This is a genomic window from Thalassotalea insulae, assembly GCF_030161395.1.
Taxonomy (GTDB): domain Bacteria; phylum Pseudomonadota; class Gammaproteobacteria; order Enterobacterales; family Alteromonadaceae; genus Thalassotalea_E; species Thalassotalea_E insulae.
On record NZ_BSST01000001.1, the window covers coordinates 3,831,156 to 3,848,309 of the forward strand.

Below are 17,154 nucleotides of genomic sequence, written 5' to 3' on the forward strand. Positions count from 1 at the left end.
TTGCTTATCGTTATGAAGACTTTCTCACACGAAGGTACCATTCTGATAACAGGCGCACTTGCTTTTTAGTGTAGCCTTTGCTCATCATACGATCGACAAAATCATCATGTTTTTGCTGATCGTCGTTTGACGTTTTAGTATTAAATGAGATCACTGGTAACAAGTCTTCAGTGTTAGAAAACATTTTCTTCTCAATAACCGTGCGTAGTTTTTCATAGCTGGTCCACACTGGGTTTTTACCATTGTTATTAGCTTTCGCCCGAAGGACGAAGTTAACAATTTCATTGCGGAAGTCTTTTGGGTTACTGATACCGGCTGGTTTTTCTATTTTCTCTAGCTCATTATTTAGTGCTTCACGATCAAATAATTGTCCAGTTTCAGCATCTCGATATTCTTGATCTTGGATCCAAAAATCAGCGTAAGTAACGTAGCGGTCAAAGATATTTTGGCCGTATTCAGAATATGATTCCAAATACGCTGTTTGAATTTCCTTGCCGATAAATTCTATGTATTGAGGTGATAAATATCCTTTAATAAACTCCAGATAACGCTCTGCGGTTTCTTTTGGTAGTTGTTCTCGTTCGATTTGTTGTTCTAAGACATAAAATAAATGAACAGGGTTAGCGGCGACTTCCATATGATCAAAGTTAAATACCCGAGATAAGATCTTAAAAGCAAAGCGGGTAGACAGGCCTGACATGCCTTCATCAATACCTGCATAATCGCGATACTCTTGATAAGATTTTGCTTTTGGATCGGTATCTTTTAAGCTTTCACCGTCATAAACGCGCATTTTTGAATAAATGCTCGAGTTTTCAGGCGCTTTTAAGCGAGATAATACTGAAAATTGCGCTAGGGTTTCTAAGGTATCAGGGGCACATTGCGCTTCTGCCAGCTCACTGTTTCTCAATAGTTTCTGATAAATTTTAACTTCTTCAGAAACCCGCATACAGTAAGGCACTTTTACAATGTAGACTCGGTCTAAGAATGCTTCATTGTTTTTGTTGTTTCTAAAGGTTTGCCATTCTGACTCATTGGAATGCGCGAGTAAAATACCGTCAAATGGTAGGGCTGAAAGTCCTTCGGTTGGATTATAGTTACCTTCTTGTGTTGCAGTGAGTAACGGGTGAAGCACTTTAATGGGGGCTTTAAACATTTCGACAAATTCCATCACCCCTTGGTTTGCCCGGCATAATGCTCCAGAGTAGCTATAGGCATCAGGATCATTTTGCGCGAAGTGCTCTAATTGGCGAATATCAACTTTACCGACTAATGCCGAAATATCTTGGTTGTTATCATCACCAGGTTCGGTTTTGGCAATTGCTATTTGATCTAATATAGACGGATAGACTTTAACAACATCAAATTTAGTAATATCACCTTTAAATTCATGTAGTCGTTTTGCGACCCATGGGGACATGATGCAATTTAGATAGCGTTCCGGGATGTTATACTCATCCATTAAAATTTTGCCATCGGCATTTTTATCAAATAGGCAAAATGGATGGTCGTTTACCGGGCTACGTTCACCATTTGCACTCAGCACATAAATGGGTTCTTTTTGCATCAAAGATTTTAGCTTTTCTGCTAATGAAGATTTACCACCACCGACCGGGCCTAATAAATAAAGAATTTGTTTTTTCTCTTCCAAACCTTGCGAGGCATGTTTGAGGTAGGAAACAATTTGTTCTATTGCTTCTTCCATACCATAAAAATCTTTAAAGGCAGGGTAACGAGCTATGACCCTGTTAGAGAAAATACGGCTTAGCGCAGGCTCTTTAGAAGTGTCGATCATTTCTGGTTCGCCAATGGCTTTAAGCAGCCGTTCGGCGGCGCTAGCGTAAGCAAAATGATCCTTTTGGCAAATTTTTAAGAAATCTTGGACAGAGCAAGTTTCCTCTTGCGCTTGATCATAACGTGACTGATAGTGCTGAAAAATACTCATAACCGTCTCCACAAAAAAATTTTTACTACTCACTGAATAAGAGCTTGAAGAGTGTAATTGGCTGTAACAACTCTTGTGACTTTCCTTGTTGTTGTTCTTACTCAGTCTGCTAAATAATAAAGACCGAAAAATCACCTTATCTATTTATAAGCTTAGTCTTTATTTTTTATAACGTAGTAAAAAATGGATATTATTTTGTAAATTTAATGACGGGGCGTGAAAGAGAATTTTGTGGGGTTACTGAGGTTTAGTGATAAAAAAACCAGAGAAAAAAATCTCTGGTTTTATTTTTAACATTGAGTTGCTACTTATGCAAAGTTTGCTGAAGCAAAATCCCAGTTAGCTAATGCCCAAAATGCTTCCATATAGCTAGGACGTAAATTACGGTAGTCAATGTAATAAGCATGCTCCCATAAATCTACAGTTAATAGCGGAGTAACGCCTTCATCTGTTAATGGCGTTGCTGCGTTTGATGTATTAACAATGGCTAAACTGCCGTCATTGTTTTTAACTAACCAGGTCCAGCTTGAACCAAAGTTATTAATGGCGCTGTCAGTAAACTTGGCCTTAAACTCAGCAAATGAACCAAAGCTGGCGTTGATTGCGTCAGCTAAAGCACCTGTTGGTTCACCGCCGCCGTTAGGGCTTAAGCTATTCCAATAGAAAGTGTGGTTCCAAATTTGCGCTGCGTTATTGAATACCCCACCTTCAGAAGATTTTACTATCTCTTCTAATGATTTACCTTCGAAGTCAGTACCTTCAATTAAACCATTTAGTTTCACTACGTAAGTATTATGATGTTTACCGTAATGGTATTCTAAAGTTTCTGCTGAAATGTGCGGTGCTAAAGCGTCTTGTGCATAAGGTAACGCTGGTAATTCAATAGCCATTATATTCTCCAGGAATTGATTAGAAATATTTATTTTGCCCAAAATAAAAGAAGTAGTTTGTTTTTATAAAAATCCGAGTAAAATACTCAGGTATTAACAACTCTGCATAGTTTACCCAAATATATAGGTTTTGCCAGAGTAATTATCAAGTTAATATCGTTTCACTTAGAACGATTTATTAAATAGTGGTTATTGCATTGAATATAGCAATGAAAGTCACCATTATTCAATGCAATAAGTATTAAATTAGAGGTTGATATGGATACGATTGAACGTATTAAACAGCAAATCGCTGAGAATAGCATTTTATTATATATGAAGGGTTCGCCAAAATTGCCGAGCTGTGGGTTTTCTTCTCAAGCATCGCAAGCGTTAATGGCTTGTGGTGAAAAATTTGCCTATGTTGATATTTTACAAAATCCAGACATTCGTGCTGAATTACCTAAATATGCCGATTGGCCAACATTTCCTCAGCTATGGGTTGACGGCGAACTAATTGGCGGCTGTGATATTATTTTGGAAATGTATCAACAAGGTGAATTACAAACCTTAGTTAAAGACGTTGCAGCAAAGCAAGCGTCTGAGCAATAGATTATTTAAATTTATTAGTTGAAAAAATAGCTTCTGCCTCAATACTTAGTGAGGCAGAAATACATATATTAATCACGTAAATAAATCGGAGAAAAAAATGAGTGTATTAGTAGGTCGTCCGGCACCGGATTTTACAGCCGCAGCAGTTTTAGGTAGTGGTGAGATTGTTGATAGCTTTACTTTATCTGAAGCAATTAAAGGGAAAAAAGCGGTAGTATTTTTCTATCCTTTAGACTTTACATTTGTTTGTCCTTCAGAGTTATTAGCATTTGATCACCGTTTTGAAGAGTTCAAAAGCCGTGGCGTAGAAGTTATTGGTGTGTCCATTGACTCACAATTCTCACATAATGCATGGCGTAATACCCCGGTAAACGAAGGTGGTATCGGACCAGTTCAGTACACTTTAGTTGCTGATACTAAACATGAAATCTGTCAAGCTTATGATGTTGAACATCCAGAAGCTGGTGTTGCTTTTCGTGGTTCATTCTTAATTGATGAAGAAGGTAATGTTCGTCATCAAGTAGTGAATGATTTACCGCTTGGCCGTAACGTAGATGAAATGATCCGTATGGTTGATGCATTACAATTCCATCAAGAGCACGGTGAAGTTTGTCCAGCTGGTTGGAATAAAGGTGATAAAGGTATGACAGCATCTCCTGAAGGTGTTGCTTCTTACTTAACAGATAATGCTGATAAATTATAATATCACTGAGTTTTGTTAATTTAATAAAAGCCGCATTTGCGGCTTTTTTGTTATCTGATATTTAATACTTGAAAAAATTTGATTTAAATTTAATTATTTAGCATTTGCTACTACACTAAAACCGTTAACAGGGAGATCGTGGCTGTGGTATTACCTAAAGTAATTTATGAAAATTTGCCGTATTTATATTTTTTACTCAGTGGGGCATTACTCGCCTATGGCGATAGCTGGTATTATATTTTCTCTGGCGCTATTTTTTATATCGTTGCCTGCGTTGTTTTAGTGACTCGTTCTGCGCATAGGCGGTTAGACAAGCAGAATTATCGTGCAATTAAACACGCGTTGCCTGAATTATTATATGAATACTTACCTTATACCTATGGGGCAATAGGGATCTTTATTTTAATGTCTACCCGTCAACCCATCTTGCAGTTTGTTGCTTTTGCATTATTTGTCTTAGCGTTAAGAAATTTAGTGTGTCGCCGGACAAACCGGTCAAAGGCAAAAGGTTTGTTTTAACTTTTTTCTGATGGTGCCTCATTAGCAATCGGCCAGCCGCCTAATGATTGCCACTTATTGACTATGTAACAAAAAAGCGCTGCAGTTTTTTCAGTATCATATAATGCGGAATGTGCTTCTTTATTATCAAATTCAAGCTCCGCTGCCTGACAAGCTTTTGCTAATACTGTTTGGCCTAATGCCAAACCTGACAACGTTGTGGTATCAAAACTGACAAAAGGATGAAAAGGTGAACGTTTAATCTTACATCGCTCAGTTGCCGCATTGACAAATCCTAAATCAAAAGCGGCATTATGTGCCACCATAATAGCGCGCTGGCAACCGGCTGCTTTCATTTTTTTACGGATCATTTTAAAGATTGCTTTTAATGCTTCTTCTTCATTGATCGCACCCCTCAACGGGTTATTTGGGTCTATGCCGGTAAATTCCAAGGCCGCGGGCTCTAAGTTAGCCCCTTCAAATGGTTCTATATGAAAGTGAATCGTTTCATCTAAAGAAAACATTCCTGTGTCTTCATTAAGCGTTAAAGTGGTAGCTGCTATTTCAAGCAGGGCATCTGTTTGTGCATTAAAGCCGGCGGTTTCAACATCAACTACTACCGGATAATAGCCACGAAAACGATTTGCATAATGATATTTTACGGCTTCTGAAGATTGAGTATTGTTATTTGTTACTTCTGTCATGGGGTTATCTGAAGTCTTAATTTTACACTTGGTCTATTGTCAGCATTATCGCAGATTTTTAGTTGTAAAACTAAAGCGTTTCTAGAAAAATAGCCATTATCTGCGATAATTATAAAAAACTGTTAAAGTAATTGGCAGTAAAGTCGATAGTAAGAGTGAAGTTCTTGAAGATAGATAAGATCATGATGAAGAAAACTCTATTAGCTATATCATTAAGTATATTTGTCAGCCAAAGTCATGCCGGGATCAGGCAATACCAAGCCGATCTGGGGAGTTCTCAGTGGCAGTTGACTAATGCTTCAAGACTGGAATGTACGTTATCCCATAATATTCCGAATTATGGTAAAGCGAAATTCTATAGTCGTGCTAACCGAAATTCAAACATGGAATTTGAGTTAGATATGCTGCGTTTACCTGATAATTATTCGTTAGCGCAAGTTAGGGCGATAGCACCGAACTGGAAGCCAGGTATAGCAGAACGTACCATTGCAGATATGAAGTTGCATAAGCAGTTTTCCCCTGATTTACCTAAAAAGGTTGCTTGGACGATGCTCTCAGAATTAGAGCAAGGGATGAATCCTACCTTTTATTATGATGATTGGTATAACGAAAATGACCGTATTGCCGTTGGCTTATCAACGTCACGCTTTAATAAGGCGTACCAAGAGTTTATCGGTTGTGTTGGCAATCTATTAAATTACAGTTTTGATGATATTGCTTACACGGTGTTAAATTTTGAGTTTAATAGTGATCAATTTACTAAAGCATCGAAACGCCGTATTGCCATGATCACCGAATATTTGAGTTTAGATACCGAGCTTGAGCTGGTGTTAGTTGATGGTTTTACCGACAGTTATGGCGGCAGAGCAACGAACCAAAAAACGTCTGAACAGCGCGCAAATAAAATTCGCGATTATTTTGTTAAAAATGGTATTGACCCATCGCGTATAGAAGCAAAAGGTTATGGCGAAAAACGCCATATCGCATCGAATGATACAGTATTAGGTCGAGCGAAAAACCGTCGGGTTGTTATCCGGATGGACAAAGAATAGCTGTTACTATTTTCTCGTGTTAAGCCAATCCTTAGTGATTGGCTTTTTTATTGCTATTTGCTTATTTAGTGTATAAATTTTTTGCCTATTTTGGGGATAAAATAATATCCGAGTCCAACGAGTGCGCCGGATAAGTGAGCATTGATTGCCACACTGGCATTTATTAGGCTGGCAATGTCTTCGCTCGCACCAAAAAATTGTTCGTGAGCAATTTTGACAATCACACCAATTAATAACAAATAACCCGTTTTTTCTTTTGCTGTAATATCTTTTAACGCTCCCCAAACAAATAACGCATGCAAAACACCGGAAAGTCCAACATACTGCAGCATTTCTGGGTCAAAAATAAAAATACTGATACTAATTATAAGAGCACTAATAAGCGTTAAGCTTAGGTATTGAAATAAAGAATAATAGTGGCCGTGGATTAACCATAGTAGAATAACTGCCAGGGCATTGAGTAATAAATGTGCGTAGTTGGTATGAAAAATGTGTGCGGTGATCAGCCGCCAATATTGATGTTCAATAATTAAAGGTCTGTTATAGACAAAGTATTGGCTAAAATTTTCATTAAAAAAGTAACAAAAAACAGTTAAAATCAGTAATAGAACTGGGCCAGAAATATGCGTTGTATTTATTGGTAATTGTTTAATTTTCAACATTATATTGTAATAGGTTTTTATAAAGTTAATGTCTCGAGTCTATTGTAACTCATGTCATCGCCCGCAAGTTAGCTGTATTTGTCACTTATTTACTTCTATAGACAACAGTATTCATGTTGTGGTTTTACAACACCCTAGCGAAGTAAAGCAAGTTAAAGGCACTGCAACCTTATTAGTTAACTCGCTAGCGAGTGCTGAAGTCTTTGTTGGGGAAGACTTTGCAGAGCATCAAGATTTATTATCAATATTAACTAAATATCAGGGGCATATAGCATTGTTATATCCATCTGAGCATGCAGTTACTATTGATGCAGGGGATTATCAGTCCGATATTCGATGCCTGATACTGCTCGACGGTACTTGGAAAAAAGCGTATCGTTTATTTATGATCAATAGGTTTTTGCATCACTTACCGCATTTGATTTTACCGTCAGGGGTGGAAAGTCGTTATCAAATTCGGCAAACCAAAAAGCAAGGTGCATTATCAACATTAGAAGCGTGCTGTCATGCGCTGAATTTACTAGAAAGTAGAGCAAAAAATTATCATGAATTATTAAATCGTTTTGAACAGTTTAATCAATTGCAAATGTCATTTAGAGCAAAATAAAGGAAGTTTATGTTATCTCCAAATTGGTTAGGGCTCATTGCGAGTTTACTATTTATATTGCTGCAATCTCAGACTATTGCCGCTACTGCTGATCAGGTAAAGGAAGATCGTGAGCCAGAAGCCGCAACAGGTATAGAGCAAAAACAAGCGGTTAAAGCAAAGAAATTTATGGTGGTTGCGGCTAACCCTTATGCCAGCCGAATCGGGTACAATATTTTAAAACAGGGAGGCAGCGCGATTGATGCTGCCATTGCGGTACAAATGGCGTTAAATTTGGTTGAACCGCAGTCGTCAGGTATTGGTGGTGGTAGCTTTATTTTGCATTGGGATCGTCATCAGCAAAAATTAACCACCTTTGATGGCCGCGAAACGGCACCAAAGCGAGCACAGCAAGATTTATTTCTTGATCAAAGCGGTAAAGCAATTCCTTGGATAAAAGCTGTTGTCGGAGGACGTTCTGTCGGAGTGCCAGGGGTTTTATCGGCGTTGAAAAAAGCACATCAGCAATATGGTAAATTACCCTGGGAAATGTTGTTTCAAGATGCGATTAAACTAGCGGAAAGTGGCTTTAGGGTATCCCCTCGGTTACAAAAATTAGTGGAACTGGAGTTTAATCCTGGGATCACTGAATTACCGGAGATTTATCATTACTTTTTCCCAAATGGACGGCCAGTACAAGCGGGCGATAAACTTAAAAACCCGAAATTAGCCAAGGTTTATAGCACAATAGCGAAAGAGGGGATAACACCTTTTTATCGTGGCTGGATAGCGAAAAGCATCGTTAAAGCGGTGCAGGAGTCGCCGATTGCGCCGGGAGTATTATCATTAGAAGATATGGCTAATTACCAGGCAGTAGAACGTGCAGCGGTCTGTGGGGCTTATCGTAAGTATCAAATTTGTGGTATGGCGCCGCCGAGTTCCGGTGGAGTCGCGGTGATTCAAATTTTAAGTCAGTTAGCACCGTTTAAAATGTTTCAGCGAAAATTTGAAGATGTGCAAACCGTGCATTTATTTACTCAGAGCTCACGTTTGGCATTTGCTGATCGGGAGCGTTTTATGGCGGATAATGATTTTGTTAAGGTACCCGTGGATGGCTTATTAGAGCCAGCTTATCTGCAGCAGCGAACTGAATTAATTAATATTCATCAGGATGTAAATAGAGCACAACCTGGGATGCCGAAAGGTGCACTTGCGTTAGCTGATGATAATGCGTTGGAACTACCGTCTACTAGTCATATTTCTATTGTTGATGCAGATGGCAATGCGGTGTCTATGACCACAAGCATTGAAATGGGCTTTGGCTCTGCAGTGATGGTCGAAGGTTTTATTTTAAATAATCAGTTAACAGACTTTTCATTGCAGCCTGAAGTGAATGGTAAATTGGTCGCTAATCGTTTAGAACCATTAAAAAGGCCAAGAAGTTCTATGGCTCCTATGATGGTGTTTGAAGATGGCGCGTTGAAAATTGTCGTCGGTTCACCTGGCGGTAGCCGTATTATTGATTATGTCGCGCAAACTCTACTTGCTATGCTTGATTGGCAGTTAAATCCACAAGAGGCAATAAACTTGCCGAAAGTTACCAATCGTAATCGTGTTACTACCTTAGAGAAAGGTACTTCGATTGAGCAAATAAAATCAGGGCTTGAGGCGAAAGGTCATAAGGTCTATCTACGTGATTTAAACAGTGGCTTACATGCGATAGAGGTTACTCCTTACGGATTAGTTGGTGGTGCAGATCCTCGCCGTGAAGGTAAGGTGATGGGAGATTAGGCAAGCTCAGTAAAACGGGTAAAATAAAAAACGGTCATTTGACCGTTTTTTATGATTGATTATTTAAGCAACCGTCTAAAAAGGGTCTTTTAAAATTTTGTCTATTACCCAGCGATCATCAAGTTGAATTAGCGAGATGCGTTTGACATCTTTTAGTCTTTCATCGTTATAACTACCATCAAAATATAAGGTGATCACGGCTTTGTTTTTAAATTGCTCACGCACTTTAACACCACTCGAATCAGGCTCTACCATCACTTTATCATAAGACATATTAAAAATGTGTCTTGCCACAGCTTTCGGCGATTTATAATGCATAATGATCCGTGAAAGTTTTGGGCTACAGACGGATGCTGCTTTTTCTAGGTTTTTTTCATTATACAGGGCATTGAAAAACGCAATGGCGACTTTTTCAGGGTTATCGATTTCTTTGATTTGCTCTTCTTGATCTCCGCAAGCACTGAGCAAAAATAACAATGGAAATATTAAATATATAAAGTATTTCATCTTGATGTATTAACTAACGACTAATAGCCACATAATACATGATTTTAATTAATAAAAAAGGCGCATCATGCGCCTTATTTTTAAGTAGTTATGAAGAGCTACTGAACGAGTTCTTTGTCCGAGAAGCTGTCAGTGAATAGCGCGCTGGATAAATAGCGCTCTGCTGAGCTTGGTAAAATAACGACAATATTTTTACCTTCATTCTCTGGTTTTTCCGCTAAGCGTTTAGCAGCAACAACGGCGGCACCAGAAGAAATACCGGCTAAGATCCCTTCTTCTTTCATTAATCGATGCGCCATTTCCATCGCGTCATCATTTGACACTTGTTCAACTGCATCAATAACTTCTAGATCTAAGTTGCCAGGAATAAAGCCTGCGCCGATGCCTTGAATTTTATGTGGTCCCGGTTTAAGTTCTTCACCTGCTAATTTTTGTGAAATAACAGGGGAGTCCGTTGGTTCAACCGCAACCGATAAAACATCTTTACCTTGAGTATTTTTAAGATAACGACTGACACCAGTAATAGTGCCGCCAGTACCAACACCGGCAACAAAAATATCGATATTACCATCGGTATCTTGCCAAATTTCAGGGCCAGTTGTTTTTTCATGGATTTCTGGGTTAGCTGGGTTATCAAATTGACCCAATAAAACATATTTATCTGGATCTGAATCTTTAATTTCCTGAGCTTTTGCAATAGCCCCACCCATGCCTTTCGCGCCGTCGGTAAGCTCTAATTTAGCACCTAATGCTGCGAGTAATTTACGACGCTCTAAACTCATAGTAGCTGGCATAGTTAAGGTAATGGCATAACCGCGTGCTGCTGCGACAAAGGCTAAAGCGATACCCGTATTACCACTTGTTGGTTCGATGATTTCTTTGCCAGCAGTAAGTACACCGCGCTTTTCTGCATCCCAGATCATATTGGCACCAATACGGCACTTAACACTAAAACTTGGGTTTCTTGCTTCAACTTTTGCGTAAACGTTACCGCCAGTGACACGATTAAGTTTTACCAGTGGCGTTTTGCCAATTGAGGTTGAGTTATCTTCAAAAATATTTGACATCTGCAAATCCTTTGATAATTAATTAGCTAAAATTCGTGTTGAACTAACGTTTAAACATTACCATTCTCACGATATAGTAATAATAGTAATTGTTATTTCTATAAACAGAAGTTCCGATTAGTTATATCTTATATTTCAAAAAGTAATAAGTAGCATGTTGCTGCATAATCACCTAAATGTTGACGCTATTATCGTCAGTTGTTGAATTAAGGATAAGTTGTGGTTGATAAAAAGCAAATAATTGCCGTTGAAGAAGCGCAAGGAGCGAGTCCGCTCGATGCAGAAGAAACTAAAAAAATCTTAACACCGTTTGCTTTTGAAATAGACAAATCGTTATTTGGTTTACCATTGGCCGTTCCATGGAAACGTGGGCTGGCGTTACTGATAGATTTTATCTTGATCGCCTTATTAGCAGAAACGCCAGGTGAGCTATTGGCATTTGTTGTCGCAATGACATTTTTTCGCTTAGGCAGCAAAAAAAGGGCTCAACAGCAAGGTAAAAAGCGTAATTTTCGTCGGCGTTTATTACGTTATTTTGGTGCAATGATGTTATTAGTGCTGTTGTTGTCAACGTTACCTGAGTTCATTGAGCAGTATACAGATAGCGCGTCAGCTGAAATATCGGAAATGGCTAAACCTGTGATTGAGCAAAGTTCAGCACCGTTAAAAGAGCTTGAAAAGCGTGAGCGAACCAATGCTCCACATAGTAACAGCGAGATGATTTATAAAGGGGTAGAATGGCTCAAAGGCTTAATTAATGATTTAGGTTTAAGTTTTGGCTGGGCTGCATTTTATTTTAGTGTGCTCACTGCAATTTGGCATGGTCAGACACCAGGCAAGCGTTTAATGCAAATTAAAGTGATCCAGCTTGATGGCACGCCGTTGTCGGTATGGGATAGCTTTGGTCGCTATGGTGGCTATGGAGCAGGGCTGGCAACAGGGTTATTAGGTTTTATACAAATATACTGGGATCCTAATCGTCAGGCAATTCACGATAAAATTTCATCAACGGTGGTGATCGATTTAAAAAAGCTGAATAGCAGTGAAGCGCACTAATGCAATTCACTGCTTAATATCGGTTTATTTGCGCTAGGGGTTAAGGCATCCAAGCATAGCTGACTTTAGTAAAAAAGGTGCGTTGATCGCGTTCCAAGCTGTTTAGGTAGTCGTCCTGATAACTATTATCCGAATAACCAAGATAAAACACGGTTTGTGGGTTTAACTTATAGGCGTATATTAGCTGGCTTGATAGGTTTTTGTTTGTATTTGACACCTCAGCGTATGGATAGTTAGCGGTATTAATGTCGACGTCGCTGTAAACCAGGTTGAGCTTTAAATAGCTATGAACATCAAATTGATAAGAGACTCTAAGTTCAGTTAATTTAGCTTGATAAACATTAGCGCCATCGGCCGTTAACTCACTGTCGGTATAATATATATCAGCTTGTAAATGGCGGTTGATATTGTAAGAAATGCCAGAAAAAAGCTCTCGATAATCACCAAGACGATTATTGCGATAATCTATTTTGTCGCCGAATTTAAGCTCGGCTTCCGCAAAAACAGCATTGGTTAATTGTGCACCGCCATATAAAGTGAGTAATTTTTCATTAAATAGGCTGGTGTTATTATCGATTGCCAGGCTAGATTCATTGTGGCGTAAACCTACCTTACTTGCATAATCAAAGCTTGCTTCAAAATTTGATTGCATTGGGCCATCAATGGAAAAACTAGAATGCAGTGATCTCTCTAGCAGCTCGCCTTTTTGGTTATGATTAATCTGCCATTGGCCAGATATTTTCATTTCAGACCACAGAGATTCCGGTTGCCCGTAAAATAATCGATCAACTAATATCCGCTCAGAGCGGTAATCGACTTTTGGCATGTAGCCTAAATCTGCGCGAAAGTTTTTGTTGATTCGCTGATGCTCTGCGACTAAGTGCCAATCTTCAGATTTATGCTCGTAATTGGCTTTAAGTGCACTGCCGGTAAATTCACCCTGTTGTTGGGTTCGATGTACTTGCTCAGAATAAGAGCAGTTACCGAATGTGCAGCTAGTGGCTGTTTTGTTAGTGCAGTCAGCGGCATTGTCGCTAAAGCAAAAATCACGAAATAAATCATCCGGGTATTGTGTTGCTGAGTTAAGTACCTGCCCCGAGACAGTGTTTGATTCATCGATTCTATATTTCGAATCAACACCAAGTAGATAGTTGTGATAACTATCGGCTGTTCTTAAGGTACTGATAGCGCCGATGGAAAAGTCGTCATTGAAATCATAGCGATATTTAAACGCGGCCGAATGACTTTTTTTGTTTAATGATGCGATCTCTGAGCCGGTATTACCGGGAACAATAAAATTAGTTTCAGTATCGTTAGTAATAAACATGCCGTAGTTATGGTTGTTTTTCGTGCCGGTTAATTTTGCACCATAATCTGGATCGGCAATATTGCGGGTATAAACCAGATCATATTGACTGGCAAAGTAGTCGGCGTTGTCTAAAAAGAAGGGCCGTTTTTCATCATAAAATAATGAATAGGTTTTATTCACACTGAGCTGACCCGCATCACTTTCTACGGTAGAAAAATCTGGGTTTAGTGTGACATTGAGTAAGGTATTAGCATTGATGCCCCAGCGTAAATCTAAACCTGCATCTAGATCATTGTCGCTCTGCCAATCGCTTTGCGGCTGATATATGTCTCTTTCTTCGCTTCGGTTGGCAACTAAAGTTGGTGTTAACATTAGGTTTTTACCGGTCTCAGCGTTACTAAAGCCTGATATTTCCGGTGCTTGACATAACCAACAATCATTGTCTCTGTCGATTGGGATATGTGAGATGCGCAGTGCAGTATCTCTTGGATACAAACGGACCAGCTCAAATGCCCAAGTTTTAGTTTGTTTGCTATCGTCAAAATTTAGCATGCGGTAGGGCAGTGCGATTTCGACTTGAAATCCTTGGCTCGTTAGTTTACCAAACGAATCCCAAATACCGTTCCAGGAATCGTTTGCTGTGCCTTTCATCACGTTTTTGATACTGTCCATTTGTACGCCAAACGGATTTACAAAAAACTCATAATTGAGCCGACGATTATTATAGGTATCTAGCTTGATGCCGACGATATCATCGTCCCAGCGGCTATCTCTGTCCCCGAGAAACGCTTTGATGTGTTCTGGGTGTGGATCATGTGCCAAAAAACTGATGAAAATAAATTCACCATTTTCAATAATTTTTGCTGTTGTTGTAACGGGACTTTCTTGGTTATTCCACGGCCAGTTTACAGTATCGAGTGAAATAGTTCTTGCCTGCCGCCAGATGGGGTCATCTAAGTTGCCATCAATAGTTGCAGATAAATGACTATAGGGAATGTTAACAGTATTTTCGTTATTATTTGCTTGTACTTTATTTAAAAGCAGGAGTAGCGATAGTAAAAAAAATACAGGAAAAAATAACCGAGAGCAGTAACGACTCTTTGACTGCATGACAGCTCCAATTTTATTATTGTTATCTGCACTGGTGCACAGTATATTCTTGGGAGGGCAAATTTTTACAAATTTTTGCAGTGATTACAATTTATTCATATGAATTGAGATAAAAAAGCTTGAAAAATCGCTATGTTAAGCTTTTTCATCTTAAAGTAACTCTATTTTTACCGAGTACTGCTTTTTATATATTACTTCATCCAAGCATAACTAAACTTCATAAACATACTACGTTGATTACGTGCTAAGTCACGAAAGTTTTCTTCGGTATCGCTATAATCGGAATAGCCAAGATAAAACACCGTTTGCGGGTTTAGCTTATAGCCATATAATAATTCTGATGAAAGGCTTCTGCTGTGCTTGCTGATATCTTCTGGATCACTATACAAGTAATTGTCTGGGTTGCGGGAGGTATTATTGTAAACCAGTGTTAGACGAATAAAGCTGTTAACATTAAATTGATAATTAGCGCGAACATCCGTTAAACGGGCATTAAAGACATTGTTGCTGTCGGCATTTAGTTGTCTAAATACCTGTTTTACTGTTAATTCAATATGCTTATTGGCGTTCCACTTACTTGATAGTGTGAGTCGTTGTTGCTGACCTAAACGGTTATTACTGTAATCTATCGCGTCACCAATAGTAAAGTGACTATTGAGGCTTAAGCCTAATATAGGTTTTATATTGGCGGTTAACTGCCACTGATTTTCGGTAAACAGTGTGGTGTTACCATCAATTTTTAATGATGATTGATCAAGTCGGCTGCCCACCAGCTCTCTATGAGTGTAGCCTACGCGAAAGTAAGCGTTATAAAGAGCATTGAGTTGAGTATTGATTTCAAACTCTTTTTCAATGAGTTCGTTATCATCGTTATGGGTGATGTCCCAATCTGAATAAACCTTAATCTGATTCCACCATTTGCCCGGCTTGGCATACCATTTTCTATCTCCACCGATAGAAAATTTGTGGTGATCTATGTGCGAAATAAAACCTAAGTCTCCGCGAAAACCGGCATTTTTTCTATCATATGTCGCTCGGTAATACCAGTTGCTGTCATTATGATAAAAACCAGCTCTAAAGGCGTTACCGCTAAAGGCATCTGAGTTTAATGTTCTTAACGTCTGCTCATTATAATAACAATCACTAAACTGGCATTGTATTGTTTGTGGTGATTGACAATCGGCTAATAGTTCACTATCGCAAAACTGCTCCGCTAAATTATCAGGGTACTGAGTGTTTGAGTATAAAGATTGAAATTTAAAAACATCCGCTTGGTTAATGCGAAAACGTGCATCAACGCCGTGTACTGCATTATGATAGTCAGAGGCAGTACGTAACGTGCTGATCCAGCCCAGAGTAATGTCTGAATTATAATTATAACGGTAACGTAGTGCCGTTGCTTTTGACTCTCCCTCAATTTCCGCTATTGCCGAAGCTCTGTTGCCGGGGATCAGAATATTGGTCGTGCTATCATCTGTTGCGAATAAGCCGAAAGAGTGAGCATTTTTACGACCTGTTAATTTAGCGCCATAATTAGGTGCATTGATATTACGGGTGTAAATTAAGTTGTAGTTGGAATCAAAATAATCGGCATTATCGAGAAAGAAAGGCCTTTTTTCCTGAAAATGTAGCGCAAAGTTATTATTGATATTTAATTGTGCATTATCAGTTTCAACGGTTGAAAAGTCAGGATTAATAGTCGCGTTTAACAATAACTCCGGCGTGATCCCCCAGCGCAGATCTAAACTGGCTTCGGTATTTTTATTTTCTTGCCAAAGCTCAGTGTCACTGTCTTTTTCTTCGTGTTTGCCGACAACTAATGACGGGGTGACGGTTAAGTTATCCCCCTGTTTCGCACCGCTAAAACCTGTGGCGGTGTGCAGTTGACATATTTCACAGTTATTACTGCGATCTAAATAAATGTTAGAAAGTCTGAGTCTTTCATCACGAGGATACATCCGTAGCAGCTCGATGCCCCAATTTTGAAATTGTGATTTTTCAGTAAAATTAAGCATGCGCAATGGCAGGGCGAATTCAACAATATAGCCGTCATCGGTAATCGTGCCGGCACTGTCCCAAATGCCATCCCAGGAATCACTTTCTTTTTTCGTTACTTCATTTTCTATACCGTCAATTTGTGAGCCAAGCGGATTAACGAGAAAGCGATAAGCGCTACGTTGATCGTTAAAGGTGTCTATTTTTATCCCAACAATATCGTCGCCCCACGATTTATCTCTGTCTTTTAAAAATGCACGGATTTGTGTCGGGTTAGGGTCCTTGGCAATAAAGGCAATATAAAACACTTCACCGTCTTCCATTAAACGTGCTTCGGTATAAACTGGGCTAGTAATGTTGTCATAGGGGCGGGTAACATTATTGACTAATACCTTAGTTGCTTGCTGCCATTGTGGTTCATCTAACTGAGCATCTATGGTAATTTCACCTGAGATCCGTGATATTTCAATGTTTGCTTTACTCGGTGTTTTCGCTGCTAAAGGAGAAGATGTTAGCAGGAAAGTGCATGAAATAGTGGAAAGTATCGCGAGAAACTTTGTTTTTACTGCAAACATTTATGCTCCGCTATTGGTGAATTGAATCGTTAAATCAGCCATTCTATGAACTAAGCTTGTGGAGTCAAAAGATTAGCGATAACTGGCATCTTTCATAGGTTTAATGGCGATAC

General features: G+C 39.0%; 15 protein-coding genes. 7 read left to right on the forward strand and 8 right to left on the reverse strand.

All coding sequences use genetic code 11. The features are described 5' to 3' along the window. Positions 1–10: 10 nt before the first annotated feature. Positions 11–1,945 carry a PrkA family serine protein kinase gene (locus QQK06_RS17180; RefSeq protein ID WP_284246023.1) on the reverse strand — a complete coding sequence of 645 codons (1,935 nt, stop codon included), beginning with the start codon at positions 1,943–1,945 and terminating at the stop codon, positions 11–13. Positions 1,946–2,253: 308 nt separating this feature from the next. After that, positions 2,254–2,835, reverse strand: a complete 582-nt coding sequence (gene sodB / locus QQK06_RS17185; RefSeq protein WP_284246024.1) for a superoxide dismutase [Fe] — start codon at positions 2,833–2,835, stop codon at positions 2,254–2,256. A 258-nt stretch (positions 2,836–3,093) separates the two neighbouring features. Between sodB and QQK06_RS17190 the strand changes: the two genes are divergently transcribed. The 3 genes from QQK06_RS17190 to QQK06_RS17200 all read left to right on the forward strand — a co-directional run bounded on the left by QQK06_RS17190 (position 3,094) and on the right by QQK06_RS17200 (position 4,648). Then, positions 3,094–3,426, forward strand: a complete 333-nt coding sequence (locus QQK06_RS17190) for a Grx4 family monothiol glutaredoxin (protein ID WP_284246025.1) — start codon at positions 3,094–3,096, stop codon at positions 3,424–3,426. Between the two features lie 97 nt (positions 3,427–3,523). Then, a complete protein-coding gene (locus tag QQK06_RS17195) occupies positions 3,524–4,129 on the forward strand; it encodes a peroxiredoxin (RefSeq protein WP_284246026.1) in 606 nt (201 codons plus the stop codon). A gap of 138 nt (positions 4,130–4,267) precedes the next feature. Continuing rightward, positions 4,268–4,648: a hypothetical protein gene (locus tag QQK06_RS17200; RefSeq protein WP_284246028.1), complete on the forward strand. Its 381-nt coding sequence runs from the start codon at positions 4,268–4,270 to the stop codon at positions 4,646–4,648. On the opposite strand, the gene rnt is transcribed toward QQK06_RS17200, so the two are convergent. Continuing rightward, positions 4,645–5,331: a ribonuclease T gene (gene rnt, locus QQK06_RS17205; RefSeq protein ID WP_284246029.1), complete on the reverse strand. Its 687-nt coding sequence runs from the start codon at positions 5,329–5,331 to the stop codon at positions 4,645–4,647. The genes QQK06_RS17200 and rnt overlap by 4 nt on opposite strands. 185 nt (positions 5,332–5,516) lie before the next feature. Between rnt and QQK06_RS17210 the strand changes: the two genes are divergently transcribed. Further along, on the forward strand, positions 5,517–6,383 hold the full coding sequence (locus QQK06_RS17210; protein WP_284246641.1) for a flagellar protein MotY: 867 nt from the start codon (positions 5,517–5,519) through the stop codon (positions 6,381–6,383). 65 nt (positions 6,384–6,448) lie between these two features. On the opposite strand, the gene rrtA is transcribed toward QQK06_RS17210, so the two are convergent. Then, positions 6,449–7,045, reverse strand: a complete 597-nt coding sequence (gene rrtA / locus QQK06_RS17215; RefSeq protein ID WP_284246031.1) for a rhombosortase — start codon at positions 7,043–7,045, stop codon at positions 6,449–6,451. 28 nt (positions 7,046–7,073) lie between these two features. On the opposite strand from rrtA, the gene QQK06_RS17220 reads away from it, so the two are divergent. Continuing rightward, complete coding sequence (locus tag QQK06_RS17220) at positions 7,074–7,652, forward strand: tRNA-uridine aminocarboxypropyltransferase (protein ID WP_284246032.1); 579 nt, start codon at positions 7,074–7,076, stop codon at positions 7,650–7,652. A gap of 9 nt (positions 7,653–7,661) precedes the next feature. Continuing rightward, entirely contained in the window at positions 7,662–9,422 is a 1,761-nt protein-coding gene (ggt, locus tag QQK06_RS17225) for a gamma-glutamyltransferase (RefSeq protein WP_284246034.1), read from the forward strand. Between the two features lie 75 nt (positions 9,423–9,497). Here the strand turns inward: ggt and QQK06_RS17230 are convergent, their stop codons facing one another. Both QQK06_RS17230 and cysK read right to left on the reverse strand, forming a co-directional pair. Further along, positions 9,498–9,929: a hypothetical protein gene (locus QQK06_RS17230; RefSeq protein ID WP_284246035.1), complete on the reverse strand. Its 432-nt coding sequence runs from the start codon at positions 9,927–9,929 to the stop codon at positions 9,498–9,500. Positions 9,930–10,027: 98 nt separating this feature from the next. Continuing rightward, positions 10,028–10,996, reverse strand: coding sequence for a cysteine synthase A (cysK, locus tag QQK06_RS17235; RefSeq protein WP_284246036.1), 969 nt, complete (start codon positions 10,994–10,996; stop codon positions 10,028–10,030). Between the two features lie 219 nt (positions 10,997–11,215). Between cysK and QQK06_RS17240 the strand changes: the two genes are divergently transcribed. Further along, on the forward strand, positions 11,216–12,052 hold the full coding sequence (locus QQK06_RS17240; RefSeq protein ID WP_284246037.1) for an RDD family protein: 837 nt from the start codon (positions 11,216–11,218) through the stop codon (positions 12,050–12,052). A gap of 40 nt (positions 12,053–12,092) precedes the next feature. Here the strand turns inward: QQK06_RS17240 and QQK06_RS17245 are convergent, their stop codons facing one another. Both QQK06_RS17245 and QQK06_RS17250 read right to left on the reverse strand, forming a co-directional pair. After that, a complete protein-coding gene (locus QQK06_RS17245; RefSeq protein WP_284246038.1) occupies positions 12,093–14,471 on the reverse strand; it encodes a carbohydrate binding family 9 domain-containing protein in 2,379 nt (792 codons plus the stop codon). A 191-nt stretch (positions 14,472–14,662) separates the two neighbouring features. Further along, positions 14,663–17,041 carry a DUF5916 domain-containing protein gene (locus tag QQK06_RS17250; protein WP_284246040.1) on the reverse strand — a complete coding sequence of 793 codons (2,379 nt, stop codon included), beginning with the start codon at positions 17,039–17,041 and terminating at the stop codon, positions 14,663–14,665. Between the last annotated feature and the right edge of the window lie 113 nt (positions 17,042–17,154).

Bases quoted from the DNA above. Each gene is read 5' to 3' on its own strand.
- QQK06_RS17180 (WP_284246023.1), bottom strand. From the start codon at position 1,945: ATGAGTATTTTTCAGCACTATCAGTCACGTTATGATCAAGCGCAAGAG.
- sodB (WP_284246024.1), bottom strand. From the start codon at position 2,835: ATGGCTATTGAATTACCAGCGTTACCTTATGCACAAGACGCTTTAGCA.
- QQK06_RS17190 (WP_284246025.1), top strand. From the start codon at position 3,094: ATGGATACGATTGAACGTATTAAACAGCAAATCGCTGAGAATAGCATT.
- QQK06_RS17195 (WP_284246026.1), top strand. From the start codon at position 3,524: ATGAGTGTATTAGTAGGTCGTCCGGCACCGGATTTTACAGCCGCAGCA.
- rnt (WP_284246029.1), bottom strand. From the start codon at position 5,331: ATGACAGAAGTAACAAATAACAATACTCAATCTTCAGAAGCCGTAAAA.
- QQK06_RS17210 (WP_284246641.1), top strand. From the start codon at position 5,517: ATGAAGAAAACTCTATTAGCTATATCATTAAGTATATTTGTCAGCCAA.
- rrtA (WP_284246031.1), bottom strand. From the start codon at position 7,045: ATGTTGAAAATTAAACAATTACCAATAAATACAACGCATATTTCTGGC.
- QQK06_RS17220 (WP_284246032.1), top strand. From the start codon at position 7,074: ATGTCTCGAGTCTATTGTAACTCATGTCATCGCCCGCAAGTTAGCTGT.
- ggt (WP_284246034.1), top strand. From the start codon at position 7,662: ATGTTATCTCCAAATTGGTTAGGGCTCATTGCGAGTTTACTATTTATA.
- QQK06_RS17230 (WP_284246035.1), bottom strand. From the start codon at position 9,929: ATGAAATACTTTATATATTTAATATTTCCATTGTTATTTTTGCTCAGT.
- cysK (WP_284246036.1), bottom strand. From the start codon at position 10,996: ATGTCAAATATTTTTGAAGATAACTCAACCTCAATTGGCAAAACGCCA.
- QQK06_RS17245 (WP_284246038.1), bottom strand. From the start codon at position 14,471: ATGCAGTCAAAGAGTCGTTACTGCTCTCGGTTATTTTTTCCTGTATTT.
- QQK06_RS17250 (WP_284246040.1), bottom strand. From the start codon at position 17,041: ATGTTTGCAGTAAAAACAAAGTTTCTCGCGATACTTTCCACTATTTCA.